We start from the raw sequence: 25,510 nt of genomic DNA, 5'->3' as shown, positions 1-25,510 counted from the left end.
CGCCGGCGGCTGCGGGTGCCCGCCCGTCACGCACGCGCCTGCGTGGCTACGATGGGCCAGCCGGCGGCCACCAGGGCCGCGGCGACACCGACCGTCGGGAAGGCCATGCTGAACAAGTACGCGCGTGCATTCTTCACGCGTGTCCTCACACCGTTCGCCGCGTTTCTCATCCGCCGGGGCGTGAGCCCCGACACGGTCACGCTCCTGGGCACGGCCGGGGTGGTCGCGGGGGCGCTGGTCTTCTACCCCATGGGCGAGTTCTTCTGGGGCACGGTCGTGATCACCCTGTTCGTCTTCTCCGACCTGGTCGACGGCAACATGGCCCGCCAGCTGGGCCGCTCCAGCCGCTGGGGCGCCTTCCTGGACTCCACGCTCGACCGGGTCGCCGACGGTGCCATCTTCGGCGGCTTCGCGCTCTGGTACGCGGGCGGCGGAAACGACAACGTCCTGTGCGCCGTCTCGATCTTCTGCCTGGCCAGCGGCCAGGTGGTGTCCTACACCAAGGCGCGCGGCGAGTCGATCGGGCTGCCGGTTGCCGTCAACGGCCTCGTCGAGCGCGCCGAGCGACTGGTGATCTCCCTGGTCGCCGCCGGCTTCGCGGGCCTGCACAAGTTCGGCGTGCCCGGCATCCAGTGGCTGCTGCCGATCGCCCTGTGGATCGTCGCCGTGGGCAGCCTCGTCACCCTGGTCCAGCGGGTCGTCACCGTCCGCCGCGAGTCCGCCGAGGCCGAGGCGGCCGCCGCCGGGGAGAGCGCGTCCCCGGGGAGGGAGGCGGCGAAGTGAGCACCGCCGAACGGCTCGCCGGCACCCTGTACGGCGTCGGCTGGAGCACCGTCAAGAAGCTCCCCGAGCCCGTCGCGGTCCGCCTCGGCCGCACGATCGCCGACCTCGCCTGGAAGCAGCGCGGCAAGGGCGTACGGCGGCTGGAGGCGAACTACGCGCGCGTGGTGCCCGACGCGGGGCCCGAGCGCCTCGCCGAGCTGTCCCGGGCGGGCATGCGCTCGTATCTGCGCTACTGGATGGAGTCCTTCCGTCTCCCGGCCTGGAGCCCGGAGCGCGTGACGGCGGGCTTCGCCGCCAAGGACCTCCACCATCTGACCGACGCACTGGCCGCCGGCCAGGGCGTGATCCTCGCCCTGCCGCACCTGGCCAACTGGGACCTGGCCGGCGCCTGGGTGACCACCGCGCTGCGAACGCCGTTCACGACGGTGGCCGAGCGCCTGAAGCCCGAGTCGCTGTACGACCGCTTCGTCGCCTACCGCGAGGGCCTCGGCATGGAGGTGCTCCCGCACAGCGGCGGCTCCGCCTTCGGCACCCTGGCCAGGCGGCTGCGCGACGGCGGCCTGGTCTGCCTGGTCGCCGACCGCGACCTGTCCTCCTCCGGGGTCGAGGTCGACTTCTTCGGCGACCGCGCGCGGATGCCCGCGGGGCCGGCGCTGCTCGCCCAGCAGACCGGCGCCCTGCTGCTGCCGGTCACGCTCTGGTACGACGACTCGCCCGTGATGAAGGGCCGGGTGCATCCCCCGGTCGAGGTACTGGTGTCGGGCACGCGGGCCGAGAAGACGTCCGTCATGACCCAGGCCCTGGCCGACGCCTTCGCCTCCGGCATCGCCGAGCACCCGGCGGACTGGCACATGCTCCAGCGGCTGTGGATCGCCGACCTCGACCCCGCGAAGGGACCCGCGTGAGAATCGGGATCGTCTGCCCGTACTCCTGGGACGTGCCCGGTGGCGTCCAGTTCCACATCCGTGACCTCGCCGAGTACTTCATCCGCCTCGGCCACGAGGTGTCCGTGCTCGCCCCGGCCGACGACGACACGCCCCTGCCGCCCTACGTCGTCTCGGCCGGCCGCGCGGTCCCGGTGCCGTACAACGGCTCCGTGGCGCGGCTGAACTTCGGTTTCCTGTCGGCCGCGCGGGTGCGGCGCTGGCTGCACGACGGCGCCTTCGACGTGGTCCACATCCACGAGCCGACCTCGCCGTCGCTGGGCCTGCTGACCTGCTGGGCCGCCCAGGGCCCCATCGTCGCCACCTTCCACACCTCCAACCCGCGTTCGCGCGCGATGATCGCCGCGTACGCGATCCTGCAGGCGGCGCTGGAGAAGATCAGCGCGCGGATCGCGGTCAGCGAGTACGCCCGCCGCACCCTGGTCGAGCACCTGGGCGGGGACGCGGTGGTCATCCCCAACGGCGTCGACGTCGACTTCTTCGCCAAGGCAGAACCCGATCCGGCCTGGCAGGGCGACACCATCGGCTTCGTCGGCCGCATCGACGAGCCACGCAAGGGCCTGCCCGTCCTGATGAGGGCCCTGCCGAAGATCCTGGCCGCCCGGCCGGGCGCGCGACTGCTGGTCGCGGGGCGGGGCGACGAGGAGGCGGCCGTCGAGGAGCTGCCGAAGGACCTGCGCGCGCGCGTCGAGTTCCTCGGCATGGTCAGCGACGAGGACAAGGCGCGCTTCCTGCGCAGCGTCGACCTCTACGTCGCGCCCAACACCGGTGGTGAGAGCTTCGGCATCATCCTGGTCGAGGCGATGTCGGCGGGCGCCCCCGTCCTCGCCTCCGACCTCGACGCCTTCGTACAGGTCCTCGACCAGGGCAAGGCGGGCGAGATCTTCGCCAACGAGGACGCCGACGCGCTGGCCGAGGCGGCCGTACGCCTGCTGGCCGACCCCGAGCGGCGGGCCGAGCTGCGCGAACGCGGCAGCGCCCATGTGCGGCGGTTCGACTGGTCCACGGTGGGCGCCGACATCCTCTCCGTCTACGAGACGGTCACGGCCGGTGCGGCGGCGGTCGCGACGGACGACCGCACGACGGGCCTGCGCGCCCGCTTCGGCCTCGCCCGCGACTGAGCACAGCCGACGGCGGCGGTGCGCGAAGCGGCCCGCGGTCCGGCGGCATGGCGCGTGAAGAGGCGCGGTCCGCGCTCGACCCGCGCGGTCCGCGCTCGACCCGCGCGGGACGGGGCGCCCCGCCCGGCTGCCGTGCCGGACGCCGGCGGGCATGCCCGCGACTTTCGTGCCGGCGGCGCGCGCGGCGGGTCCCGATAGCCTTCGGGCGTGACCGCAACCCTCATCTGGATCCTTGTCGCGCTCCTGGCGATCGGCGTGTACCTGAGCTGGACGGCCGGCCGGCTGGACCGGCTGCACGTGCGGATGGACGCCGCGCGGGCCGCGCTCGACGCGCAGCTGCTGCGGCGGGCCTCCGTGGCGCAGGAACTGGCGACCGCGGGCGTGCTGGACCCGGCCGCCTCGATCGTGCTGTACGAGGCCGCGCACGCCGCCCGGCAGGCCGAGGAGGAGCAGCGCGAGGTCGCGGAGAGTGAGCTGAGCCAGGCCCTGCGGGCGGTCTTCGGGGACTCCCAGCAGGTGGAGGCCGTGCGGGCCGTCCCGGGAGGCGAGGAGGCGGCCCGCGAGCTGGCCGAGGCCGTCCGCCGGGTACCGATGGCCCGCCGCTTCCACAACGACGCCGTGGGGGCCGCCCGCAGGCTCCGCGAACACCGCAAGGTCCGCTGGTTCAGGCTGGCCGGCCACGCCCCCTTCCCGCTGGCCTACGAGATGGACGACGAGCCGCCCGCCGCCCTGGTCGAACGCGTCGCCTGACCGGCTCGGCACGGCGCCTGGAGGCACCGCGGCGGCCAAAAGGATCCACCGGATTTCCATTGGCCCTTGCTGTGGCCTGGTCCACTCGCGTTTCCTCGGGGAAGCAGAAACCCTCTTTCACCACAGCGAGGTCACCCGTGTCCACCATCGACAACCAGGCTCCCGAGACCGGCACCGCCCGAGTGAAGCGCGGCATGGCCGAGCAGCTCAAGGGCGGCGTGATCATGGACGTCGTCACGCCGGAGCAGGCGAAGATCGCCGAGGACGCGGGCGCCGTCGCGGTCATGGCCCTGGAGCGGGTCCCGGCCGACATCCGCAAGGACGGCGGCGTGGCCCGTATGTCCGACCCGGACATGATCGAGGGCATCATCGACGCCGTCTCGATCCCGGTCATGGCCAAGTCCCGCATCGGCCACTTCGTCGAGGCCCAGGTCCTGCAGTCCCTCGGCGTGGACTACATCGACGAGTCCGAGGTCCTCACCCCGGCCGACGAGGTCAACCACTCCGACAAGTGGTCCTTCACCACCCCCTTCGTCTGCGGTGCCACCAACCTGGGCGAGGCCCTGCGCCGCATCGCCGAGGGCGCCGCGATGATCCGCTCCAAGGGCGAGGCCGGCACCGGCAACGTCGTCGAGGCCGTCCGCCACCTGCGCCAGATCAAGAACGAGATCGCCCGGCTGCGCGGCTTCGACAACCACGAGCTGTACGCCGCCGCCAAGGAGCTGCGCGCCCCGTACGAGCTGGTCAAGGAGGTCGCCGAGCTGGGCAAGCTCCCGGTGGTCCTCTTCTCCGCCGGTGGCGTCGCCACCCCGGCCGACGCGGCCCTGATGCGCCAGCTCGGCGCCGAGGGCGTGTTCGTAGGCTCGGGCATCTTCAAGTCCGGCGACCCGGCCAAGCGCGCCGCCGCCATCGTGAAGGCCACCACCTTCTACGACGACCCGAAGATCATCGCGGAGGCGTCCCGCAACCTCGGCGAGGCCATGGTCGGCATCAACTGCGACACCCTCCCCGAGACCGAGCGCTACGCCAACCGCGGCTGGTAAGAGCACCCCATGCCGAACGAAGCCCCTGTCATCGGCGTCCTGGCACTCCAGGGCGACGTCCGGGAGCACCTCGTCGCCCTGGCCGCGGCCGACGCCGTGGCCAGGCCGGTGCGGCGCCCCGAGGAACTGGCCGAGGTCGACGGTCTCGTCCTGCCCGGTGGCGAGTCCACCACCATCTCCAAGCTCGCCGTGCTCTTCGGCGTGATGGACCCCCTCCGCGCGCGCGTGCGGGACGGCCTGCCCGTCTACGGCACCTGCGCCGGCATGATCATGCTCGCCGACAAAATCCTCGACCCCCGCTCGGGCCAGGAGACCATCGGCGGCATCGACATGATCGTGCGCCGCAACGCCTTCGGGCGGCAGAACGAGTCGTTCGAGGCCGCGGTCGACGTCCGGGGCGTCCCGGGCGATCCTGTGGAGGGCGTCTTCATCCGCGCCCCCTGGGTGGAGTCGGTCGGCGCCGGGGCCGAGGTGCTCGCCGAGCACGAGGGCCACATCGTCGCCGTCCGCCAGGGCAACGTGCTCGCCACGTCGTTCCACCCGGAGCTGACCGGCGACCACCGCGTCCACTCCCTGTTCGTCGACATGGTGCGCGCCCACCGGGCACCGGAGTCCTAGTAGGATCTCCGGGGGTCCCCCCGGCCGTTCACGTCCGGGGGAGTTCGTACAGGATGGGTTACGCGAAGGAGACAGGCAGATGTCCGGCCACTCTAAATGGGCCACGACGAAGCACAAGAAGGCCGTGATCGATGCCAAGCGCGGCAAGCTCTTCGCGAAGCTGATCAAGAACATCGAGGTCGCGGCGCGCATGGGCGGTGTCGATCTCGAAGGCAACCCGACGCTCTACGACGCCGTCCAGAAGGCCAAGAAGCAGTCGGTCCCGAACAAGAACATCGACTCCGCGATCAAGCGCGGCGGTGGTCTCGAGGCCGGTGGCGCCGACTACGAGACGATCATGTACGAGGGTTACGGCCCGAACGGTGTCGCGGTGCTCATCGAGTGCCTGACCGACAACCGCAACCGCGCCGCCTCCGACGTCCGCGTCGCCATGACCCGCAACGGCGGCTCCATGGCCGACCCGGGCTCGGTGTCCTACCTGTTCAACCGCAAGGGCGTCGTCATCGTCCCCAAGGGCGAGCTGTCCGAGGACGACGTGCTCGGTGCCGTCCTCGACGCCGGCGCCGAGGAGGTCAACGACCTCGGCGAGTCCTTCGAGGTGCTCAGCGAGGCCACCGACCTGGTCGCGGTCCGCACCGCCCTGCAGGACGCCGGCATCGACTACGACTCCGCCGAGGCCAACTTCGTCCCGACCATGCAGGTCGAACTGGACGAGGAGGGCGCCAGGAAGATCTTCAAGCTGATCGACGCCCTCGAGGACAGCGACGACGTGCAGAACGTCTTCGCCAACTTCGACGTGAGCGACGAGGTCATGGAGAAGGTCGACGCGTAACGCCGCCTCGGGCTGCGCAGGGTCACACGGGCCGACGGGACACCCCGTCGGCCCGTCGCCTTGCCGGGCGTTGGTGCGCGGCGTTGTCAGTGGCACCCGATAGCCTGCACAAACAGGTGAGCGAAGGGAGGGGCGCGTGCGCGTAATGGGGGTGGACCCCGGCCTGACCCGCTGCGGTGTCGGGGTCGTGGAGGGGGTGGCGGGGCGCCCGCTCACGATGATCGGGGTGGGAGTCGTCCGGACACCAGCGGACGCCGACCTCAGCCATCGGCTGCTCGCCGTCGAGCAGGGCATCGAGCAGTGGCTGGACGAGCACCGGCCCGAGTTCGTCGCCGTCGAGCGCGTCTTCAGTCAGCACAACGTCCGCACCGTCATGGGCACCGCACAGGCCAGTGCCGTCGCCATGCTGTGCGCCGCCCGGCGTGACATCCCGGTCGCCCTGCACACCCCTAGCGAGGTCAAGGCCGCCGTCACCGGCAGCGGACGCGCCGACAAGGCACAGGTGGGCGCCATGGTCACCCGGCTGCTGCGGCTCAGCTCCCCGCCCCGGCCCGCCGACGCCGCCGACGCCCTCGCGCTCGCCATCTGCCACATCTGGCGCGCCCCCGCCCAGAACCGGCTCCAGCAGGCCGTCGCCCTGCACCGAGCCCCTGCAACGAAAGGCCGTACGGCATGATCGCCTTCGTCAGCGGCACGGTCGCCGCGCTCGCCCCCGACGCCGCGGTCGTCGAGGTCGGCGGCGTCGGCATGGCCGTCCAGTGCACGCCGAACACCCTCTCGACGCTGCGCATGGGCCGGCCCGCCAAACTGCACACCTCCCTCGTCGTGCGCGAGGACTCGCTCACCCTGTACGGCTTCGCCGACGACGACGAACGCCAGGTCTTCGAGCTGCTGCAGACCGCGAGCGGCGTCGGCCCCCGCCTGGCCCAGGCCATGCTGGCCGTGCACTCCCCGGACGCGCTGCGCCGGGCTGTCGCCACCGCCGACGAGAAGGCGCTCACCGCCGTGCCGGGCATCGGCAAGAAGGGCGCCCAGAAGCTGCTGCTGGAGCTGAAGGACCGCCTCGGCGAGCCCGTCGGCGCCCCCGCGGTCGGCGCCCCGGTCGCCCAGGGCTGGCGCGACCAGCTGCACGCGGCCCTGATCGGCCTCGGCTACGCCACCCGCGAGGCCGACGAGGCCGTCACCGCCGTGACCCCGCAGGCCGAGGCGGCGGGCGGCACACCGCAGGTCGGCCTGCTGCTGAAGGCCGCCCTGCAGACCCTGAACCGAGCACGCTGACCCCAACCACTGTCGAGGCACATTCATGAACTGGGACGACACCACCGACGCCGCCGCCGAGGAGCGGCTCGTCGGTGCGTCCGCCGACGGGGAGGACCAGGCCGTCGAGGCCGCCCTGCGCCCCAAGGACCTCGGTGAGTTCATCGGCCAGGAGAAGGTCCGCGAACAGCTCGACCTCGTCCTGCGCGCCGCACGCGCGCGTGGCGCCACCGCGGACCACGTGCTGCTCTCCGGCGCCCCCGGGCTCGGCAAGACCACCCTGTCGATGATCATCGCGGCCGAGATGGCCGCCCCCATCCGCATCACCTCCGGCCCCGCCATCCAGCACGCCGGCGACCTCGCCGCGATCCTCTCCTCCCTCCAGGAGGGCGAGGTCCTCTTCCTCGACGAGATCCACCGCATGTCCCGGCCCGCCGAGGAGATGCTGTACATGGCGATGGAGGACTTCCGCGTCGACGTCATCGTCGGCAAGGGCCCCGGTGCCACCGCCATCCCGCTGGAACTGCCCCCCTTCACCCTGGTCGGAGCCACCACCCGCGCGGGCCTGCTGCCGCCCCCGCTGCGCGACCGCTTCGGCTTCACCGCGCACATGGAGTTCTACGAACCGCACGAACTGCAGCGGGTGGTGCACCGTTCCGCGCATCTGCTGGACGTCGCGATCGACCCGGACGGCGCCGCCGAGATCGCCGGCCGCTCCCGTGGCACGCCCCGCATCGCCAACCGCCTGCTGCGCCGCGTGCGCGACTACGCGCAGGTCAAGGCGGACGGCGCGATCACCCGGGAGATCGCCGCCGCCGCCCTCGCCGTGTACGAGGTCGACCCCCGCGGCCTCGACCGGCTCGACCGCGCCGTGCTGCGGGCCCTGCTGAAACTGTTCGGCGGCGGTCCGGTCGGCCTGTCCACCCTCGCCGTCGCGGTGGGGGAGGAGCGCGAGACCGTGGAGGAGGTCGCCGAACCGTTCCTGGTCCGGGAGGGACTGCTGGCCCGCACCCCCCGCGGCCGGGTCGCCACCCCCGCGGCCTGGGCGCACCTGGGCCTGACGCCCCCCGGCTCGGCGACCGGCAAAGCCGCGGGAACCGGACAACAGGACCTGTTCGGGGCGTGACCGCTTCGTGACGGCGCGGGCATTGGCCGGGTCAGGAACCCAGGTGCCATGCTGAGCGTTGTTCCATGCGCGCGGACTCGCTTAGACTCCGCCGATGCCGCCCTTGCGGGTGGCGCCGACCACACCCCCATCCCAAGGCCGCTCTCCGTCGCGGTCGCGCGAAGGAAACCCCGTCCCGTGAATGCCTTTACCCTTCTCCCCTTCATCGTGCTCATCGCGGCCATGTTCCTGATGACACGTTCGGCCAAGAAGAAGCAGCACCAGGCCGCCCAGATGCGCAACGAGATGCAGCCTGGCTCCGGCGTCCGCACGATCGGGGGGATGTACGCGACGGTCAAGGAGGTCAACGAGGACACGGTCCTCCTCGACGCCGGTCCCGGTGTGGACCTCCTCTTCGCGAAGAACTCGATCGGCGCCGTACTCACCGACGAGGAGTACAACCGCATCGTGCACGGCATCGAGCACGACCTGAAGTCCGACGCCGCCGTCGTCCCGGACGACGCCTCCTCCCTCACCGAGACCGACGAGACCGACGAGCCCGCCGCCGCTGCCGCCGCCTCCGACGACAAGATCGACCTCGGTAAGAAGGACGCCGCCGAGCGCGGCGACGACGCCATCCTGGCGGCCGAGGACAAGGCCGACGCGGCCGAGGCCAAGGCGGCCGACGAGTCGAAGAAGTCCGACGGCGAATCCGGCGCCAAGTAGTCACGCCCCGGGAGGCGCGGCGGCGGCATGACGGCGCCCCGCGCGCCCCGGGTGCGTCTGTTTCCCGCAGGGGAGCCCGACACCATGTCATGGCCGACCGCGCCGACCGGGCGCGGGGCGGCCCGAGAGGGAGTACGAGAAGGTGGCAGCACCTAAGAGGGGCCGAAGCGCGAGCGCCCAGAGCAAGCCAGGGCGCTCGCTGGTCCTCATCCTGATCGCCATCGTGGCGCTCGCCGGAGGGATGTTCGCCTCCGGGCACACCACTCCGCGTCTCGGCATCGACCTCGCCGGTGGTACGAGCATCACGCTCAAGGCGAAGGCCGACCAGGGGTCCGCGATCAACAAGGCCAACATGGACACCGCGGTCGACATCATGAACCGCCGTGTGAACGGCCTGGGCGTCTCCGAGGCGGAGGTGCAGACCCAGGGGAGCGACAACATCATCGTCAACATCCCCAAGGGCACCAACTCCAAGGAAGCCCAGCAGCAGGTCGGCACCACCGCCAAGCTGTACTTCCGTCCGGTCCTGGCCAGCGAACCCAGCGGCCCCGCCGGGCAGAACCCCTCGCCGAGCGCGTCCCCCAGCGGCGGCTCCTCGCCGAAGCCGGGCGCGAGCCCCTCGTCGAGCGGCTCCTCGCAACCGAAGGCGTCCTCGGGCTCCACGTCTCCCACGGCCGGCGCGACCTCCCAGGGCCGGCCCGTCACCGACGCGCTGAAGGCCGACGCGGCGACCCCGTCGCCGAGCAGCTCCGCCTCCGGCGGCACCAAGCCGTCGCCCACCCCCTCGGCCTCCGCCGGCGGCGCCGACATCTCCAAGCTCCAGGCCCGATACACGGCCCTGAACTGCTCCAAGCCCGCCGACCGCGCCAACGCCGGCCAGAAGGCCAAGCCCGGTGACGCCACCGTGGCCTGCGGCCAGAACAAGAAGATCTGGTACAAGTACCTGCTCGGCCCGGCCGCCGTGGACGGCACCGAGGTGAAGAAGGCGCAGGCCATCTTCGACACGCAGGGCGGCTCCGGCTGGCAGGTCCAGATGACCTTCACCGGTGGCGGGTCCAAGAAGTTCGCCGACATCACCGGCCAGCTCGCCACGAAGCAGTCGCCGCAGAACGAGTTCGGCATCGTCCTGGACGGCGAGGTCGTCTCCAGCCCCTTCGTGCAGCAGGCCATCACCGGCGGCCAGGCGGAGATCTCCGGCAGCTTCACGCAGCAGGAGGCACAGAGCCTCGCCAACGTGCTGTCCTACGGAGCCCTGCCGCTCTCCTTCCAGGAGCAGTCCGTCACCACCGTCACCGCCGCGCTCGGCGGTGAGCAGCTGCACGCCGGTCTGCTCGCCGGCGCCATCGGCCTCGCGCTGGTCGTGCTGTACCTGGTGGTCTACTACCGCGGTCTGTCGCTCGTCGCCATGGCGTCCCTGCTGGTCTCGGCGATCCTCACCTACGTGATCATGTCGCTGCTCGGCCCCGCCATCGGCTTCGCGCTGAACCTGCCGGCCGTCTGCGGTGCCATCGTCGCCATCGGTATCACCGCGGACTCGTTCATCGTGTACTTCGAACGCATCCGGGACGAGATCCGCGAGGGCCGCACGCTGCGCCCCGCGGTGGAGCGGGCCTGGCCGCGCGCCCGGCGCACCATCCTCGTCTCCGACTTCGTCTCCTTCCTGGCCGCCGCGGTGCTGTTCATCGTCACCGTCGGAAAGGTGCAGGGCTTCGCGTTCACCCTGGGTCTGACCACCCTGCTGGACGTCGTCGTGGTCTTCCTGTTCACCAAGCCGCTGATGACGCTCCTCGCGCGCCGCAAGTTCTTCGCCGGCGGCCACAAGTGGTCGGGACTCGACCCGAAGGGCCTGGGCGCCAAGCCGCCGCTGCGCCGCACCCGCCGTCCCGCCGGTCCCGCCTCCGGCCCCGTCGACCCGAAGGAGGCCTGAGCGATGTCGAAACTCGGCAACCTCGGCGCCAGGCTGCACCGCGGCGAGATCTCTTACGACTTCATCGGCAAGCGCAAGATCTGGTACGGCGTCTCGATCCTGATCACCATCACGGCCATCGTCGGCCTGGCGGTGCGCGGCCTGAACATGGGCATCGAGTTCCAGGGCGGTGCCGTCTTCACGACGCCCACCAAGATGAGCGCCTCGGTGGCCCAGGCGGAGCGTTACGCCAAGGACGCCTCCGGCCACGAGGCGATCGTGCAGAAGCTGGGCAACGGCAGCCTGCGGATCCAGATCGCCGGCATCGAGACGGACCAGTCCGACAGGATCAAGCAGGAGCTGGCCAAGGACCTGGGGCTCAACCCCGAGAAGCTCAACGCCGACCTGGTCGGCCCGAGCTGGGGCGAGCAGATCGCCAACAAGGCCTGGGAGGGCCTGGCCATCTTCATGGTCCTCGTGGTGATCTACCTGGCGATCGCGTTCGAATGGCGCATGGCCATCGCGGCGCTGGTCGCGCTGATCCACGACATCACCATCACCACCGGCATCTACGCCCTGGTGGGCTTCGAGGTCACGCCCGGTACGGTCATCGGTCTGCTGACCATCCTCGGTTACTCGCTCTACGACACGGTCGTCGTCTTCGACAGTCTCAAGGAGCAGACGAAGGACATCACCAAGCAGACCCGCTTCACCTACAGCGACATCGCCAACCGGTCGATCAACGGCACGCTGGTCCGCTCGATCAACACCACGGTCGTCGCCCTGCTGCCGGTCGCCGGTCTGCTGTTCATCGGTGGTGGCTTCCTCGGGGCCGGCACGCTGAACGACATCTCGCTGTCGCTGTTCGTCGGCCTCGCGGCCGGTGCGTACTCCTCGATCTTCATCGCCACGCCGCTCGTCGCCGACCTCAAGGAGCGCGAGCCGGCGATGAAGGCCCTCACCAAGCGGGTGCTCGCCAAGCGCGCCCAGGCGGAGGCGGACCCCGCCGACGGCGACGCCGACGACTCGGACGACGCGGCTCCCGCCGTCGTGGGCCCGCGCAACCAGCCCGCGTCCCGTACCCGGGGCCGCGGCCGACCCTCGGGGAAGCGCCGATGACCGGCATCCAGGACCTGCTGCTCAGCCGGATCCGCGACGTCGCGGACTACCCGGAGCCGGGCGTGATGTTCAAGGACATCACCCCGCTCCTGGCGGATCCCGCCGCGTTCACGGCCCTGACCGACACGCTGGCCGAGATCGCCGCGAACACCGGCGCGACCAAGGTCGTCGGCCTGGAGGCCCGCGGCTTTATCCTGGGCGCCCCGGTCGCGGTCCGCGCCGGCCTCGGGTTCATCCCGGTCCGCAAGGCGGGCAAGCTGCCCGGCGCGACCCTGCGGCAGGCCTACGAGCTGGAGTACGGCTCGGCCGAGATCGAGGTGCACGCCGAGGACCTGGCCGCCGGCGACCGCGTCCTGATCGTGGACGACGTCCTTGCCACCGGCGGCACCGCGGAGGCGGCCGTACAGCTCATCCAGCGCGCCGGCGCCGAGGTCTGCGGTGTGGCGGTCCTGATGGAGCTGGGCTTCCTGCGCGGCCGCGCCCGACTGGAGCCGGCCCTGGCCGGAGCGCCGGTGGAAGCCCTGCTCCAGGTCTGACACCCACGCCGGCCACGTCACTCACGGCACGCACGACCGACGGCCGCCCCGGGCTCACCGGGGCGGCCGTCGGTCGTTCCCGGGCTCGGCGGCCCCCGAGGACGGGTGCCGCGCGCCCGCGGGATCCCCGAGGACACCTGCCGGAATCCCACGGGAGGCTTTGGTGTTTGGTGGGTACACGGTCCTCACATCCGCCGGAGGCGTCCGCCTGAAGGCGATGACCAGGCGCAGGCTCGCTACCATGGGATCTCCGGAGCCTGACCGGGGGACCCGGATCGCGCACGAGGAGTCCTCTTGCCAGACGAGGCCCAGCCACTGACCGCCGCCAAGCCCGAGCCCGCCTCGGCGCCCGGGGCCAAGCCCGCACCGAACGCGTCGCACGCGAAGAACGCGAAGAACGACGCTCGCGGGGCGGTCGAGCACGCCCAGGCCGCGCCCGTCGAGAAGAGCCCCGAGGCGTCCCGCCCCAAACCGTCCCCCGACCCCGCCCGGCCGGGCGGATCGTCGCCCGAGCGCCCGGCGCAGCCGCCGGTGGTGCGCCAGCCCGCCGCCCCGTCGGCCCGCAGCGGCTCCTCCAACCGTGTGCGCGCCCGTCTCGCCCGTCTCGGCGTGCAGCGCGCGAACCCGTACAACCCCGTCCTGGAGCCGTTGCTGCGGATAGTCCGCAGCAACGACCCCAAGATCGAGAACGCCACGCTGCGCCAGATCGAGCGGGCCTACCAGGTCGCCGAGCGCTGGCATCGCGGCCAGAAGCGCAAGAGCGGCGACCCGTACATCACCCACCCGCTCGCCGTCACCACCATCCTCGCCGAGCTGGGCATGGACCCGGCCACCCTGATGGCGGGGCTGCTGCACGACACCGTCGAGGACACCGAGTACGGCCTGGACGACCTGCGCCGGGACTTCGGCGACGTCGTCGCCCTGCTCGTGGACGGCGTCACCAAGCTCGACAAGGTCAAGTTCGGCGAGGCCGCGCAGGCCGAGACCGTGCGCAAGATGGTCGTCGCCATGGCCAAGGACCCCCGCGTCCTGGTCATCAAGCTCGCCGACCGCCTGCACAACATGCGCACCATGCGCTATCTCAAGCGCGAGAAGCAGGAGAAGAAGGCGCGCGAGACGCTGGAGATCTACGCTCCGCTCGCCCACCGCCTCGGCATGAACACCATCAAGTGGGAACTGGAGGACCTCGCCTTCGCGATCCTCTACCCCAAGATGTACGACGAGATCGTACGGCTGGTGGCCGAACGGGCGCCCAAGCGCGACGAGTATCTGGCCATAGTGACCGACGAGGTCCAGGCCGACCTGCGGGCCGCCCGGATCAAGGCGACCGTCACCGGCCGCCCGAAGCACTACTACAGCGTCTACCAGAAGATGATCGTCCGCGGCCGTGACTTCGCGGAGATCTACGACCTGGTGGGCATCCGCGTCCTCGTCGACACGGTCCGCGACTGCTACGCCGCCCTCGGCACCGTGCATGCGCGATGGAACCCGGTCCCCGGCCGGTTCAAGGACTACATCGCGATGCCCAAGTTCAACATGTACCAGTCGCTGCACACGACGGTGATCGGCCCCAACGGCAAGCCGGTCGAGCTGCAGATCCGCACCTTCGACATGCACCGCCGCGCCGAGTACGGCATCGCCGCGCACTGGAAGTACAAGCAGGAGGCCGTCGCCGGTGCCTCCAAGGTGCGCTCCGACGCGCCCCGCAGCACCGGCAAGGACGACCACCTCAACGACATGGCGTGGCTGCGGCAGCTGCTGGACTGGCAGAAGGAGACGGAGGACCCGGGCGAGTTCCTGGAGTCCCTGCGCTTCGACCTGTCGCGCAACGAGGTCTTCGTCTTCACGCCGAAGGGCGACGTCATCGCCCTGCCGGCGGGCGCCACCCCGGTCGACTTCTCCTACGCCGTGCACACCGAGGTCGGCCACCGCACCATAGGAGCGCGGGTCAACGGCCGCCTCGTACCGCTCGAGTCGACCCTGGACAACGGCGACCTGGTCGAGGTCTTCACGTCCAAGGCGGCCGGTGCCGGGCCGTCACGCGACTGGCTCGGCTTCGTCAAGTCCCCCCGGGCGCGCAACAAGATCCGGGCCTGGTTCTCCAAGGAACGCCGGGACGAGGCGATCGAGCACGGCAAGGACGCCATCGTCCGGGCGATGCGCAAGCAGAACCTGCCGATCCAGCGCATCCTCACCGGCGACTCGCTGGTCACGCTGGCGCACGAGATGCGCTACTCGGACATCTCCGCGCTGTACGCGGCGATCGGCGAGGGGCATGTCTCCGCGCCGAACATCGTGCAGAAGCTCGTACAGGCCCTCGGCGGCGAGGAGGCCGCCACCGAGGAGATCGACGAGTCGGTGCCGCCGTCCCGCGGGCGCGGCCGCAAGCGGCGCTCCAACGCCGACCCCGGCGTGGTGGTCAAGGGCGTCGACGACGTCTGGGTCAAGCTGGCCCGCTGCTGCACGCCCGTGCCCGGCGACCCCATCATCGGTTTCGTCACGCGCGGCAGTGGCGTATCGGTTCACCGCAGCGACTGCGTCAACGTGGACTCGCTGTCCCGTGAACCGGAGCGCATCCTCGACGTCGAGTGGGCGCCCACCCAGTCCTCGGTCTTCCTCGTCGCCATACAGGTCGAGGCGCTGGACCGCTCCAGGCTGCTGTCGGACGTCACCCGCGTCCTGTCCGACCAGCACGTCAACATCCTCTCGGCGGCCGTCCAGACCTCCCGCGACCGGGTGGCCACCTCCCGGTTCACCTTCGAGATGGGCGACCCCAAGCACCTCGGCCACGTCCTGAAGGCCGTCCGGGGCGTCGAGGGCGTGTACGACGTCTACCGCGTCACCTCGGGCCGCAGCCGGTCCTAGGGCCTGTCGTCCCCGGGCGGTAAGCGGCACGCGAAAGGGCCCCGTACGTCGGTACGGGGCCCTTTCGCGCGGTCGGCGCGGGATGCGGCGGGATCAGCCGCCGAACTCCTGCAGGCCCTTGAGAGCCTGGTCCAGCAGTGCCCGGCGGCCCTCCAGCTCACGCTCCAGCTTGTCGGCCCGGGCGTTGTTGCCCTGGGCGCGCGCCTGCTCGATCTGAGCCGTCAGCTTGTCCACGGCGGCCTGAAGCTGGCCGGTCAGACCCTCGGCACGCGCGCGTGCCTCCGGGTTGGTGCGGCGCCACTCGGCTTCCTCGGCCTCCTGGAGCGCCCGCTCGACGGTGTGCATCCGGCCCTCGACCTTCGGGCGCGCGTCCCGCGGGACGTGTCCGATGGCCTCCCAGCGCTCGTTGATCGAGCGGAAGGCGGCCCGCGAGGCCTTCAGATCCGTGATCGGCAGGAGCTTCTCGGCCTCCTCGGCCAGCTCCTCCTTCAGCTTCAGGTTCTCCGTCTGCTCCGCGTCCCGCTCGGCGAAGACCGAGCTGCGGGCGGCGAAGAACACGTCCTGCGCGCCGCGGAAGCGGTTCCACAGGTCGTCCTCGTGCTCGCGCTGGGCGCGGCCCGCGGCCTTCCACTGCGCCATCAGGTCGCGGTAGCCGGCCGCCGTCGGGCCCCAGTCGGTCGAGCCGGACAGCGCCTCGGCCTCGGCGACCAGCCGCTCCTTGATCCGCCGGGCCTCCTCGCGCTGCGCGTCCAGCTGCGCGAAGTGGGCCTTGCGACGCTTGGAGAACGCCGACCGGGCATGCGAGAAGCGGTGCCACAGCTCGTCGTCGGACTTGCGGTCCAGACGCGGCAGCCCCTTCCAGGTGTCCACCAGCGCGCGCAGCCGCTCACCGGCGGCCCGCCACTGGTCGGACTGCGCCAGCTGCTCGGCCTCCGAGACCAGCGCCTCCTTGGACCTGCGAGCCTCGTCGGACTGCTTGGCCCGCTGCTGCTTGCGCTCCTCGCGGCGCGCCTCGACGGTCTCCACGAGCTTGTCCAGCCGCCCGCGCAGCGCGTCCAGGTCGCCGACCGCGTGATGCGCGTCGATCTGCTCACGCAGGTGGCCGACGGCGGCCTGGGCGTCCTTGGTCGACAGATCGGTGGTCTGCACGCGCTTTTCGAGGAGGCCGATCTCGACAACCAGGCCCTCGTACTTGCGTTCGAAGTAGGCAAGCGCCTCCTCAGGGGAGCCGGCCGCCCAGGAACCGACGACCTGCTCGCCGTCGGCCGTACGCACGTACACGGTCCCCGTCTCGTCGACGCGGCCCCACGGGTCGCTGCTCACAGCGCCTCCTCCACATGATGCCTGCGGCGGGCCTCAGCACCCCCGGGCATCGTCCACAGTTTCGTCACGGCCAACATAGGCGACCGGCGGGTTGCCTGTCCGCATCCAGCGCGACCGAAATTCCGCAGTTGGCAGTTGTCGGGTTTACGGCGGCGTCAGGACTTGGTGACGGTCGCCTTGTTGATCACCACGGTCGCGTTCGGAGCGGTGTTCTGCGAGGTCGGGTCGGCCGGCTGGGCACCGGCGGCCGCGATCTTCTGCAGCACCTTCATGCCCCCGGCGTCGATCGTGCCGAACGGGGTGTACTTCGGCGGCAGCGGGCTGTCCTTGTACACGAGGAAGAACTGGCTGCCGCCCGTGTGCTTCTGGCCCGTGTTGGCCATCGCCACCGTGCCCGCCGGGTACGAGTTGCCCTTCAGGCTCTTGTCCTTGAGATTCTCGTCCGGGATCGTGTAGCCGGGCCCGCCCATCCCGCTGCCCTGCGGGTCGCCGCACTGGAGCACGTAGATGTCCTGCGCGGTGAGACGGTGGCACTTCGTGTGGTCGAAGAAGCCCTTGCCGGCGAGGAAGTCGAACGAGTTCACCGTGTGCGGGGCCGCCGACGTCTTGAGCGCGATACCGATGTCACCGCACGTCGTCGCGAGCTTCATCGTGTACTTCGCCGACGTGTCGATGGTCATCGCCGGCTCCTTCTTCCAGCTCAGCTTCTTCACCGAGCCCGCCGCGGGCTTCGCGCACGGGTCCGGCGCCTTGCTGGGCGTCGCGCTGGGCGTGGTCTCGGCGCTCGCGTTGACCTTCTTGTCGTCGTTCTTGAGCACACCGGTCGCGTACAGCGCGACACTGCCGATCACGACCACGCCCAGTACCGACGCGATCACGGAGTTGCGCAGCCGGGCCTTGCGCCGCGCCTGGGTACGCCGCTGCTGCTGCCGCAAGAACTTCTCCCGGGCGAGCTGACGCCGCCGCTGCTCCTGGCTGACCACCGGGTTGTCTCCTCATGCGTGTCGTGTGTCGAGCGGTACGCGTGGCGTCCTGGGGAGCCGACCGCTGCGTGTAGCCCCGTACCGTATATGGGTTCGCTGAGTAAACGGCAGCGCCGGTAGGCTCTGACTGCGGCTGAAGCCGTCCCTAATCGACACAACGAAGGACGATCGTGCTCATTGCCGGGTTCCCCGCCGGGGCCTGGGGGACGAACTGTTATCTCGTCGCCCCCGCCGCCGGTGAGGAGTGCGTGATCATCGACCCCGGCCATCAGGCCGCCGAAGGCGTCGCGGAAACGCTGAGGAAGCATCGGCTCAAGCCCGTCGCCGTCGTCCTGACCCACGGCCACATCGACCACGTGGCCTCGGTCGTCCCCGTCTGCGGAGCGCACGACGTACCGGCCTGGATCCACCCCGACGACCGGTACATGATGAGCGACCCCGAGAAGGCGCTCGGCCGCTCCATCGGCATGCCGCTGATGGGAGAGCTGACCGTGGGGGAGCCGGACGACGTCAGGGAACTGACCGACGGCGCCTCGCTGGAGCTGGCCGGCCTCACCCTCTCCGTCGCGCACGCGCCGGGCCATACCAAGGGGTCGGTGACCTTCCGGATGCCCGAGAGGACCGACGTCCCGCCGGTCCTCTTCTCCGGGGATCTGCTGTTCGCCGGCTTCATCGGACGCACCGACCTGCCGGGGGGATCCATGGAGGACATGCTCGAGTCGCTGGGCCGCGTGTGCCTGCCGCTCGACGACTCCACCGTGGTGCTGTCCGGCCACGGCCCCCAGACGACCATCGGCCAGGAGCGCGCCACCAACCCCTATCTGCGGCAGGTGGCGGCCGGCCAGGGAGCCTTCGAGGTTCCCCGACGAGGAATGTGACGAGAGAGCTTCCGTGAGCACCTTCAAGGCCCCCAAGGGCACCTACGACCTGATCCCGCCGGACTCGGCCAAGTTCCTGGCGGTCCGCGAGGCGATCGCCGCCCCGCTGCGCAACTCCGGCTACGGCTACATCGAGACCCCCGGCTTCGAGAACGTCGAACTGTTCGCGCGCGGGGTCGGCGAGTCCACCGACATCGTGACCAAGGAGATGTACGTCTTCGAGACGAAGGGCGGCGACCGGCTCGCCCTGCGCCCGGAGACGACGGCTCCCGTGCTGCGCGCCGTCCTGGAGGCCAACCTCCACAAGGCGGGCAACCTGCCGGTGAAGGTCTGGTACTCGGGCTCGCAGTACCGCTACGAGCGCCCCCAGAAGGGCCGTTACCGCCACTTCTCCCAGGTCGGCGCGGAGGCGATCGGCACGGAGGACCCGGCGCTGGACGCCGAGCTGATCATCCTGGCCGACCAGGCGTACCGCTCGCTGGGCCTGCGCGACTTCCGCATCCTGCTCAACAGCCTGGGCGACAAGGAGTGCCGGCCGGTGTACCGGGCCGCACTCCAGGACTTCCTGCGCGGCCTGGACCTGGACGAGGACACCCTGCGCCGCGCCGAGATCAACCCGCTGCGCGTGCTCGACGACAAGCGCGAGTCCGTCCAGAAGCAGCTCACGGGCGCCCCGCTGCTGCGCGACTACCTGTGTGACGCCTGCAAGGCGTACCACGAGGAGGTCCGCGACCTGATCACGGCGGCGGGCGTGGCCTTCGAGGACGACCCGAAGCTGGTGCGCGGCCTGGACTACTACACCCGCACCACCTTCGAGTTCGTGCACGACGGCCTGGGCTCGCAGTCCGCCGTGGGCGGCGGCGGCCGCTACGACGGTCTGTCCGAGATGATCGGCGGCCCCTCGCTGCCGTCGGTCGGCTGGGCCCTGGGCGTCGACCGCACGGTGCTGGCCCTGGAGGCCGAGGGCATCGAACCGGCCGTCCCGGCCACGACCGGTGTCTTCGCCGTGCCACTCGGCGAGGAGGCCCGGCGTGTGCTGTTCGCCAAGGTCACCGAGTTGCGCAAGGTCGGCATCGCGGCGGACTTCGCCTACGGCGACAAGGGCCTGAAGGGCGCCATGAAGAACGCCAACCGCAGCGGCGCCCGCTACACGCTCGTCGCGGGCGAGCGGGACCTCGCCGAGGGCGTCGTCCAGCTCAAGGACATGGAGTCCGGCGAGCAGACGGCGATCGGCGTCAACGAGATCGTGGCGGAGCTGGAGTCCCGGCTCGGCTGACGACGAGGCACGGGGGAGGGCGCCGGAGCATCCGGCGCCCTCTTCCGCTCCGGGCGGCGGGATCGAGGCCGTCCACCGCGGGCACGCGCGCGTACCGCTTCGTTCGCGTGTGCTGTCATGAGAGTCGGGATCGGCCGGAATCGAGCGATCCGTGGCCCCCGCGCGTACCTCCTTACGTCCACCGAACGGTGGACGGACGGCTCCGTGCGGCACAATGGCCCCAGCCCGAAGATGGTCCAACTCTCAAGTGACGGAATCGGCGTGATGAGCAAGACGACAGTGAAAGACGTCTCCACGGAACCCGGTCCCGAGCGTTCCGCCGACGCCCCGCGCGCGGTGGGCGGCAGCCGTGCCTTCGCCCTGCTGCTGGTGATCACCGGTGCCGCCGGACTGCTGGCCGCCTGGGTCATCACGATCGACAAGTTCAAGCTGCTGGAAGCCAAGGTCGCGGGCACGACCTTCACGCCCGGGTGCAGTCTCAACCCGGTCGTCTCCTGCGGCAGCGTCATGGAGAGCAAGCAGGCCGCCGCCTTCGGTTTCCCGAACCCGATGCTCGGCCTGGTCTGCTACGGCATCGTGATCTGCGTCGGCATGAGCCTGCTGGCCCACGCCCGCTTCCCGCGCTGGTACTGGCTGACCTTCAACTTCGGCACGCTCTTCGGCGTCGGCTTCTGCACCTGGCTGCAGTTCCAGTCGCTGTACCGGATCAACGCGCTGTGCCTGTGGTGCTCGCTGGCCTGGGTCGCCACGATCGTCATGTTCTGGTACGTCACCTCGTTCAACGTCCGCAACGGCTTCCTGCCGGCCCCGCGCCCGCTGAAGTCCTTCTTCGGCGAGTTCACCTGGGTGCTGCCGGTCCTGCACGTCGGCGTCATCGGCATGCTGGTGCTGACCCGCTGGTGGGACTTCTGGACCAGCTGACGGCCCGGCGCCGATTGTCGGTGCCGTGTTCTAGGGTTTCAGCGTGGAACCCGATCTCTTCACCGCCGCGGCGGAAGAACGACAGGAGAAGGACCCGGCAGCGAGCCCTCTGGCGGTGCGGATGCGTCCGCGCACGCTCGACGAGGTCGTGGGGCAGCAGCATCTGCTCGGGCCCGGCTCCCCCCTGCGCCGCCTGGTCGCCGAGGGCGACGGAGGTCCCGCCGGACCGTCCTCTGTGATCCTCTGGGGACCGCCCGGCACCGGCAAGACCACCCTCGCGTACGTTGTCTCCAAGGCCACCGACAAGCGTTTCGTGGAGCTCTCCGCGATCACCGCGGGAGTCAAGGAGGTGCGCGCGGTCATCGACGGCGCCCGCCGCGCCGCCGGCGGCTTCGGCAAGGAGACCGTCCTCTTCCTCGACGAGATCCACCGCTTCAGCAAGGCCCAGCAGGACTCCCTGCTCCCGGCCGTGGAGAACCGCTGGGTCACCCTGATCGCGGCCACCACCGAGAACCCCTACTTCTCGGTGATCTCCCCCCTGCTCTCCCGTTCCCTGCTGCTCACCCTCGAACCGCTCACCGACGACGACGTCCGGGGCCTGCTGCGGCGGGCGCTGGGCGACGAGCGCGGCCTGCGCGGGGCCGTCGGCCTCCCCGAGGAGACCGAGGAGCACCTGCTGCGCATCGCCGGCGGTGACGCCCGGCGGGCCCTGACCGCCCTGGAGGCCGCCGCCGGGGCCGCGATGGACCAGGGCGAGACCGACATCACGCTGCGGACCCTGGAGCAGACCGTCGACCGGGCCGCGGTGAAGTACGACCGCGACGGCGACCAGCACTACGACGTCGCCAGCGCCCTCATCAAGTCCATCCGCGGCTCCGACGTCGACGCGGCCCTGCACTATCTGGCCCGCATGATCGAGGCCGGCGAGGACCCCCGGTTCATCGCCCGCCGGCTGATGATCTCCGCGAGCGAGGACATCGGGCTGGCCGATCCGGGCGCCCTGCCCCTCGCGGTCGCCGCCGCCCAGGCCGTCGCCATGATCGGCTTCCCCGAGGCCGCGCTCACCCTCGGCCACACCACCATCGCCCTCGCGCTCGCCCCCAAGTCCAACTCCGCGACCACCGCGATCGGCGCCGCGATGGAGGACGTGCGCAAGGGCCACGCCGGTCCGGTCCCGCCCCATCTGCGCGACGGCCACTACAAGGGCGCCGCCAAGCTCGGCCACGCCCAGGGGTACGTCTACCCGCACGACCTGGCCGAGGGCATCGCCGAGCAGCAGTACGCCCCGGACGCCCTCAAGGACCGCGAGTACTACACCCCGACCCGGCACGGCGCCGAGGCCCGATACGCCGACGCCGTCGAATGGACCCGGCAGCATCTCGGTCGCAAGCGCTCCTGAGCACCCTGTAGACTCCCTCGAAGTGCTGCGTCCCGTGTCCGGCTCCGGTCGGCGCCTCAGGCGGGACATCCAGCCGGATCTGTTGATCCAGGAGCGTCGCGCACCTTCGTAGGTGTCGCGGGCAGCCCACCACCACCCGCATTTCCGGGACCGGACGGTGGGCCGTTCGTGTGCTGCACGTATGTGCCCAGCCAAGGGAACGGCTGCCTGACAAGTCCTTCGCGGACCTGCCGGGATTTCCCGGCTGCGGATGCGACCTCCCGTAACCCTGAGGCAGCCGAAACGGAAAAGGAAAACAAGTGGCGAACCAGTCCCGCCCCAAGGTCAAGAAGTCGCGTGCCCTCGGCATCGCGCTGACCCCGAAGGCCGTCAAGTACTTCGAGGCCCGCCCCTACCCGCCGGGTGAGCACGGCCGCGGCCGCAAGCAGAACTCGGACTACAAGGTCCGTCTGCTGGAGAAGCAGCGTCTGCGCGCGCAGTACGACGTGTCCGAGCGTCAGCTCGTCCGCGCCTACGAGCGTGCCTCCAAGGTGCAGGGCAAGACCGGTGAGGCCCTGATCATCGAGCTCGAGCGCCGTCTCGACGCGCTGGTCCTGCGTTCGGGCATCGCCCGCACGATCTACCAGGCCCGCCAGATGGTCGTCCACGGCCACATCCAGGTCAACGGCCAGAAGGTCGACAAGCCGTCCTTCCGTGTCCGTCCGGACGACGTCGTGCAGGTCCGCGACCGCTCCAAGGACAAGACGCTCTTCCAGGTCTCCCGCGAGGGTGGCTTCGCCCCCGACGGCGAGACCCCCCGCTACCTCCAGGTGAACCTCCGCGCCCTGGCCTTCCGCCTGGACCGCGAGCCGAACCGCAAGGAGATCCCGGTGATCTGCGACGAGCAGCTCGTCGTCGAGTACTACGCCCGCTGATCCCAGCCCCGGCGCAGCACTTCAGCCCGCCGTCTCGCCGCTCGTACGGGTGGGCGAGGCGGCGGGTTCGCGTTTGCCGGCCTCCGCGGCGCCCCGCGGCACCCGGCCGCGCGGGGCGGGCAACGCGGCCAGCGGCCGCACACCCTCCCGCCCCAGCGCCCGCGCCACCGCCGCCGCCCGGTCCAGCAGCCCGCCCTCGCGCACACCCTCCTCGTAGCGCGCGTCGCCCAGCAGGCGCCGCGCGGCCGCCTCGCACTGCTCGTGCGGGGCGTTGTAGTACGCCGAGCCGAACAGCGGCAGCCCCACCGAGGGCCACAGCCGGCCGGCCGCGCCCTGCAGCACCGCGGCCTCGGCCGGATCGCCCTCCGTCACCGTCACCAGCGCCAGCAGCTCGATCGCCAGCACCGAGCCCAGCAGGTCGTGGAAGGCGTGCGCATCGCCCAGGCAGTCCCCGAGCAGCTCACGCGCCCGCCCCGTGGCGCCCTCCCGCCAGGCCGCGTACGCCAGGACATAGAGCGCGTACGACCTCGCCCACCGCTCCCCGTGGTCCTCGCAGACCCGGCGCACGTCCTCGCACAGCCGCACCGCGTCGGGCAGGTCCCCCTGGAAGGCCCGCGCCATCGCAAGCTCCACCTGGCCCATCAGCACGTTGCTGTTGAGTTCGCCGATCTCCCGATACCGCTCCAGCGCCGAGCGCAGCAGCGTCTCCGCGTCGGCGACGTCGTCCGTGACCAGGGCCAGACAGCCGGTGCGGTGCTCCGCGTACGCCACCGCCATCGCGTCGGCCGACCGCTCCGCCTGTGCACGGCACTCGCGCAGCGCCTTCAGCGCGGGCACGGTGTCGCCCTGCAGGATCGCCACATAGCCGAGCACCCACAGCGCCTTCAGCCGGGACCGCTCGTACGCCGACTCCAGCTCCGTGCTGCGCTCCAGCCAGCGCCGCCCCTCCGCCAGCCGCCCGCAGCCCACCCAGCAGAACCACAGCGAACCCGCCAGGTACTGGCCCAGGTGCGCCTCCTCCGGCTCGGTGAGACAGCACTCCAGCGCGGCCCGCAGATTCGGCAGCTCCACCTCGATCCGCACGGCCACCTCCCGCTGCCGCGGCGAGAACCAGTCCAGCTCGCACGAGATCGCCAGGCCCAGATACCAGTCGCGGTGCCGCCGGCGCAGCCGGCCCGCGTCCCCGGTCGCCTCCAGCCAGTCGGCGCCATAGGCGCGCACGGTGTCCAGCATCCGGTAGCGCGGGCCCGACGGGGTCTCCTCGCGGGCGAGGACCGACTGGGCGAGCAGCTCCGACAGGACGTCCAGCACCTCCTCGGCGGGCAACCCGTCCCCGCTGCACACGTACTCGGCCGCCTCCAGATCGAAGGTCTGCGCGAACACCGAGAGCCGCGCCCACAGCAGCCGCTCGGGGGGCGTGCACAGCTCATGGCTCCAGCCGATCGCCGTGCGCAGCGTCTGGTGCCGCGGGAGCGCGTCCCGCCCGCCGCCCGTCAGCAGCCGGAACCGGTCGTCGAGCCGCTGCAGCAACTGCGCGGGGGACAGGGCCCGCAGCCGCCCCGCCGCCAGCTCGAGCGCCAGCGGAATGCCCTCCAGTCGACGGCACAGCTCGCGCACCACGGGGCCGTCGGCCACCCGCAGCCCCTGGGTCAGGGCCCGGTCGGCGAACAGCGTCACCGCCTCGCCCTCCTCCAGCGGCGCCAGCGGGAGGACGCGCTCACCGGCCAGCCCCAGCGGACGCCGGCCGGCGGCCAGCACCCGCAGCTCCGGCAGCTTGCGCAGCAGCTCCGCCGTCAGCTCGGCACAGGCCTCCACCAGATGCTCGAACCCGTCCAGCACCAGCAGGACGCGACGGCCGGCCAGATGCTCCAGCAGCATCTCCCGGGGCAGCCGGGAGGTGTGGTCGGTCAGCCCCAGCGCCTCCAGGACCGCGTACTCCACGAACTGCGGGTCGCGCACCGCCGCAAGCTCCACCAGGCCCCACTCCGCGCGGCCCCCCGGCCCGCCGGACGCCCGGCGGGCCGCGGCGCGCGCGGCGAGGCGGGACTTGCCGACGCCGCCCACCCCCGTGACGGTCACCAGCCGGGAGCGGTCGAGCGCGGAAGCCAGCTCGGCGAGCTCGGCCGAGCGCCCGACGAAAGCGGTGAGTTCGAGGGACGGATCGGCGTCCGTCCGGGGGCCGGGGCTCTGAGGACCTCGCATGGGACACGG

Annotated in this window: 23 protein-coding genes; 20 read left to right on the top strand and 3 right to left on the bottom strand. The window is 71.3% G+C overall.

Annotated features, from left to right (window positions below; genetic code table 11):
* The first annotated feature begins 51 nt into the window (after nucleotides 1–51).
* The 15 genes from pgsA to ACIBA9_RS20505 all read left to right on the top strand — a co-directional run bounded on the left by pgsA (nucleotide 52) and on the right by ACIBA9_RS20505 (nucleotide 15,605).
* Complete coding sequence (gene pgsA / locus ACIBA9_RS20575; protein ID WP_399364849.1) at nucleotides 52–783, top strand: phosphatidylinositol phosphate synthase; 732 nt, start codon at nucleotides 52–54, stop codon at nucleotides 781–783.
* A complete protein-coding gene (locus ACIBA9_RS20570; protein WP_399364847.1) occupies nucleotides 780–1,688 on the top strand; it encodes a phosphatidylinositol mannoside acyltransferase in 909 nt (302 codons plus the stop codon). The genes pgsA and ACIBA9_RS20570 overlap by 4 nt, the downstream gene beginning before the upstream one ends.
* Nucleotides 1,685–2,848, top strand: coding sequence for a glycosyltransferase family 4 protein (locus tag ACIBA9_RS20565; RefSeq protein WP_399364845.1), 1,164 nt, complete (start codon nucleotides 1,685–1,687; stop codon nucleotides 2,846–2,848). Before ACIBA9_RS20570 ends, ACIBA9_RS20565 begins: the two co-directional genes overlap by 4 nt.
* 207 nt (nucleotides 2,849–3,055) lie before the next feature.
* A complete protein-coding gene (locus tag ACIBA9_RS20560; RefSeq protein ID WP_399364843.1) occupies nucleotides 3,056–3,598 on the top strand; it encodes a hypothetical protein in 543 nt (180 codons plus the stop codon).
* A gap of 137 nt (nucleotides 3,599–3,735) precedes the next feature.
* The gene (pdxS, locus tag ACIBA9_RS20555; RefSeq protein WP_362159931.1) at nucleotides 3,736–4,641 is read left to right on the top strand and encodes a pyridoxal 5'-phosphate synthase lyase subunit PdxS; all 906 of its coding nucleotides are present in this window, start codon (nucleotides 3,736–3,738) and stop codon (nucleotides 4,639–4,641) included.
* Nucleotides 4,642–4,650: 9 nt separating this feature from the next.
* Entirely contained in the window at nucleotides 4,651–5,259 is a 609-nt protein-coding gene (pdxT, locus tag ACIBA9_RS20550) for a pyridoxal 5'-phosphate synthase glutaminase subunit PdxT (RefSeq protein WP_399364841.1), read from the top strand.
* Nucleotides 5,260–5,338: 79 nt separating this feature from the next.
* A complete protein-coding gene (locus tag ACIBA9_RS20545; protein ID WP_399364839.1) occupies nucleotides 5,339–6,091 on the top strand; it encodes a YebC/PmpR family DNA-binding transcriptional regulator in 753 nt (250 codons plus the stop codon).
* Between the two features lie 136 nt (nucleotides 6,092–6,227).
* Nucleotides 6,228–6,767, top strand: coding sequence for a crossover junction endodeoxyribonuclease RuvC (ruvC, locus tag ACIBA9_RS20540; RefSeq protein WP_399364837.1), 540 nt, complete (start codon nucleotides 6,228–6,230; stop codon nucleotides 6,765–6,767).
* Nucleotides 6,764–7,369, top strand: coding sequence for a Holliday junction branch migration protein RuvA (gene ruvA / locus ACIBA9_RS20535; RefSeq protein ID WP_399364835.1), 606 nt, complete (start codon nucleotides 6,764–6,766; stop codon nucleotides 7,367–7,369). Before ruvC ends, ruvA begins: the two co-directional genes overlap by 4 nt.
* 25 nt (nucleotides 7,370–7,394) lie before the next feature.
* Nucleotides 7,395–8,474, top strand: a complete 1,080-nt coding sequence (gene ruvB, locus ACIBA9_RS20530) for a Holliday junction branch migration DNA helicase RuvB (protein WP_362159921.1) — start codon at nucleotides 7,395–7,397, stop codon at nucleotides 8,472–8,474.
* Nucleotides 8,475–8,651: 177 nt separating this feature from the next.
* Nucleotides 8,652–9,179, top strand: a complete 528-nt coding sequence (yajC, locus tag ACIBA9_RS20525; RefSeq protein ID WP_399364833.1) for a preprotein translocase subunit YajC — start codon at nucleotides 8,652–8,654, stop codon at nucleotides 9,177–9,179.
* Between the two features lie 142 nt (nucleotides 9,180–9,321).
* Nucleotides 9,322–11,106, top strand: a complete 1,785-nt coding sequence (gene secD / locus ACIBA9_RS20520; protein WP_399364831.1) for a protein translocase subunit SecD — start codon at nucleotides 9,322–9,324, stop codon at nucleotides 11,104–11,106.
* A gap of 3 nt (nucleotides 11,107–11,109) precedes the next feature.
* Complete coding sequence (secF, locus tag ACIBA9_RS20515; RefSeq protein WP_399364829.1) at nucleotides 11,110–12,204, top strand: protein translocase subunit SecF; 1,095 nt, start codon at nucleotides 11,110–11,112, stop codon at nucleotides 12,202–12,204.
* Entirely contained in the window at nucleotides 12,201–12,740 is a 540-nt protein-coding gene (locus tag ACIBA9_RS20510; protein ID WP_399364827.1) for an adenine phosphoribosyltransferase, read from the top strand. The genes secF and ACIBA9_RS20510 overlap by 4 nt, the downstream gene beginning before the upstream one ends.
* 294 nt (nucleotides 12,741–13,034) lie before the next feature.
* A complete protein-coding gene (locus ACIBA9_RS20505; RefSeq protein ID WP_399364825.1) occupies nucleotides 13,035–15,605 on the top strand; it encodes a RelA/SpoT family protein in 2,571 nt (856 codons plus the stop codon).
* 93 nt (nucleotides 15,606–15,698) lie between these two features.
* Here ACIBA9_RS20505 and ACIBA9_RS20500 read toward each other — a convergent pair whose 3' ends face one another.
* Nucleotides 15,699–16,928 carry a DUF349 domain-containing protein gene (locus ACIBA9_RS20500; RefSeq protein WP_399364823.1) on the bottom strand — a complete coding sequence of 410 codons (1,230 nt, stop codon included), beginning with the start codon at nucleotides 16,926–16,928 and terminating at the stop codon, nucleotides 15,699–15,701.
* A gap of 155 nt (nucleotides 16,929–17,083) precedes the next feature.
* Nucleotides 17,084–17,911, bottom strand: a complete 828-nt coding sequence (locus ACIBA9_RS20495; protein ID WP_399364821.1) for a peptidylprolyl isomerase — start codon at nucleotides 17,909–17,911, stop codon at nucleotides 17,084–17,086.
* A 170-nt stretch (nucleotides 17,912–18,081) separates the two neighbouring features.
* Between ACIBA9_RS20495 and ACIBA9_RS20490 the strand changes: the two genes are divergently transcribed.
* From ACIBA9_RS20490 to rpsD, 5 genes are all read left to right on the top strand, one after another.
* The gene (locus ACIBA9_RS20490) at nucleotides 18,082–18,789 is read left to right on the top strand and encodes an MBL fold metallo-hydrolase (RefSeq protein WP_399364819.1); all 708 of its coding nucleotides are present in this window, start codon (nucleotides 18,082–18,084) and stop codon (nucleotides 18,787–18,789) included.
* A 13-nt stretch (nucleotides 18,790–18,802) separates the two neighbouring features.
* On the top strand, nucleotides 18,803–20,065 hold the full coding sequence (gene hisS / locus ACIBA9_RS20485) for a histidine--tRNA ligase (RefSeq protein WP_399364817.1): 1,263 nt from the start codon (nucleotides 18,803–18,805) through the stop codon (nucleotides 20,063–20,065).
* Nucleotides 20,066–20,329: 264 nt separating this feature from the next.
* Nucleotides 20,330–20,986 carry a vitamin K epoxide reductase family protein gene (locus tag ACIBA9_RS20480; protein WP_399364815.1) on the top strand — a complete coding sequence of 219 codons (657 nt, stop codon included), beginning with the start codon at nucleotides 20,330–20,332 and terminating at the stop codon, nucleotides 20,984–20,986.
* Nucleotides 20,987–21,029: 43 nt separating this feature from the next.
* Nucleotides 21,030–22,385, top strand: a complete 1,356-nt coding sequence (locus tag ACIBA9_RS20475; protein WP_399364813.1) for a replication-associated recombination protein A — start codon at nucleotides 21,030–21,032, stop codon at nucleotides 22,383–22,385.
* Between the two features lie 299 nt (nucleotides 22,386–22,684).
* Nucleotides 22,685–23,299 (top strand): 30S ribosomal protein S4, encoded by a 615-nt coding sequence (gene rpsD, locus ACIBA9_RS20470; RefSeq protein WP_362164832.1) that lies wholly within the window; start codon nucleotides 22,685–22,687, stop codon nucleotides 23,297–23,299.
* Between the two features lie 21 nt (nucleotides 23,300–23,320).
* Here rpsD and ACIBA9_RS20465 read toward each other — a convergent pair whose 3' ends face one another.
* Nucleotides 23,321–25,501, bottom strand: coding sequence for an ATP-binding protein (locus ACIBA9_RS20465; RefSeq protein WP_399364811.1), 2,181 nt, complete (start codon nucleotides 25,499–25,501; stop codon nucleotides 23,321–23,323).
* Between the last annotated feature and the right edge of the window lie 9 nt (nucleotides 25,502–25,510).

The sequence above is a fragment of the Streptomyces sp. NPDC051452 genome (genome assembly GCF_044454765.1).
GTDB lineage: Bacteria > Actinomycetota > Actinomycetes > Streptomycetales > Streptomycetaceae > Streptomyces.
Note: the sequence above shows the minus strand (reverse complement) of the source record. Positions and strands in the feature narration are given on the sequence as shown.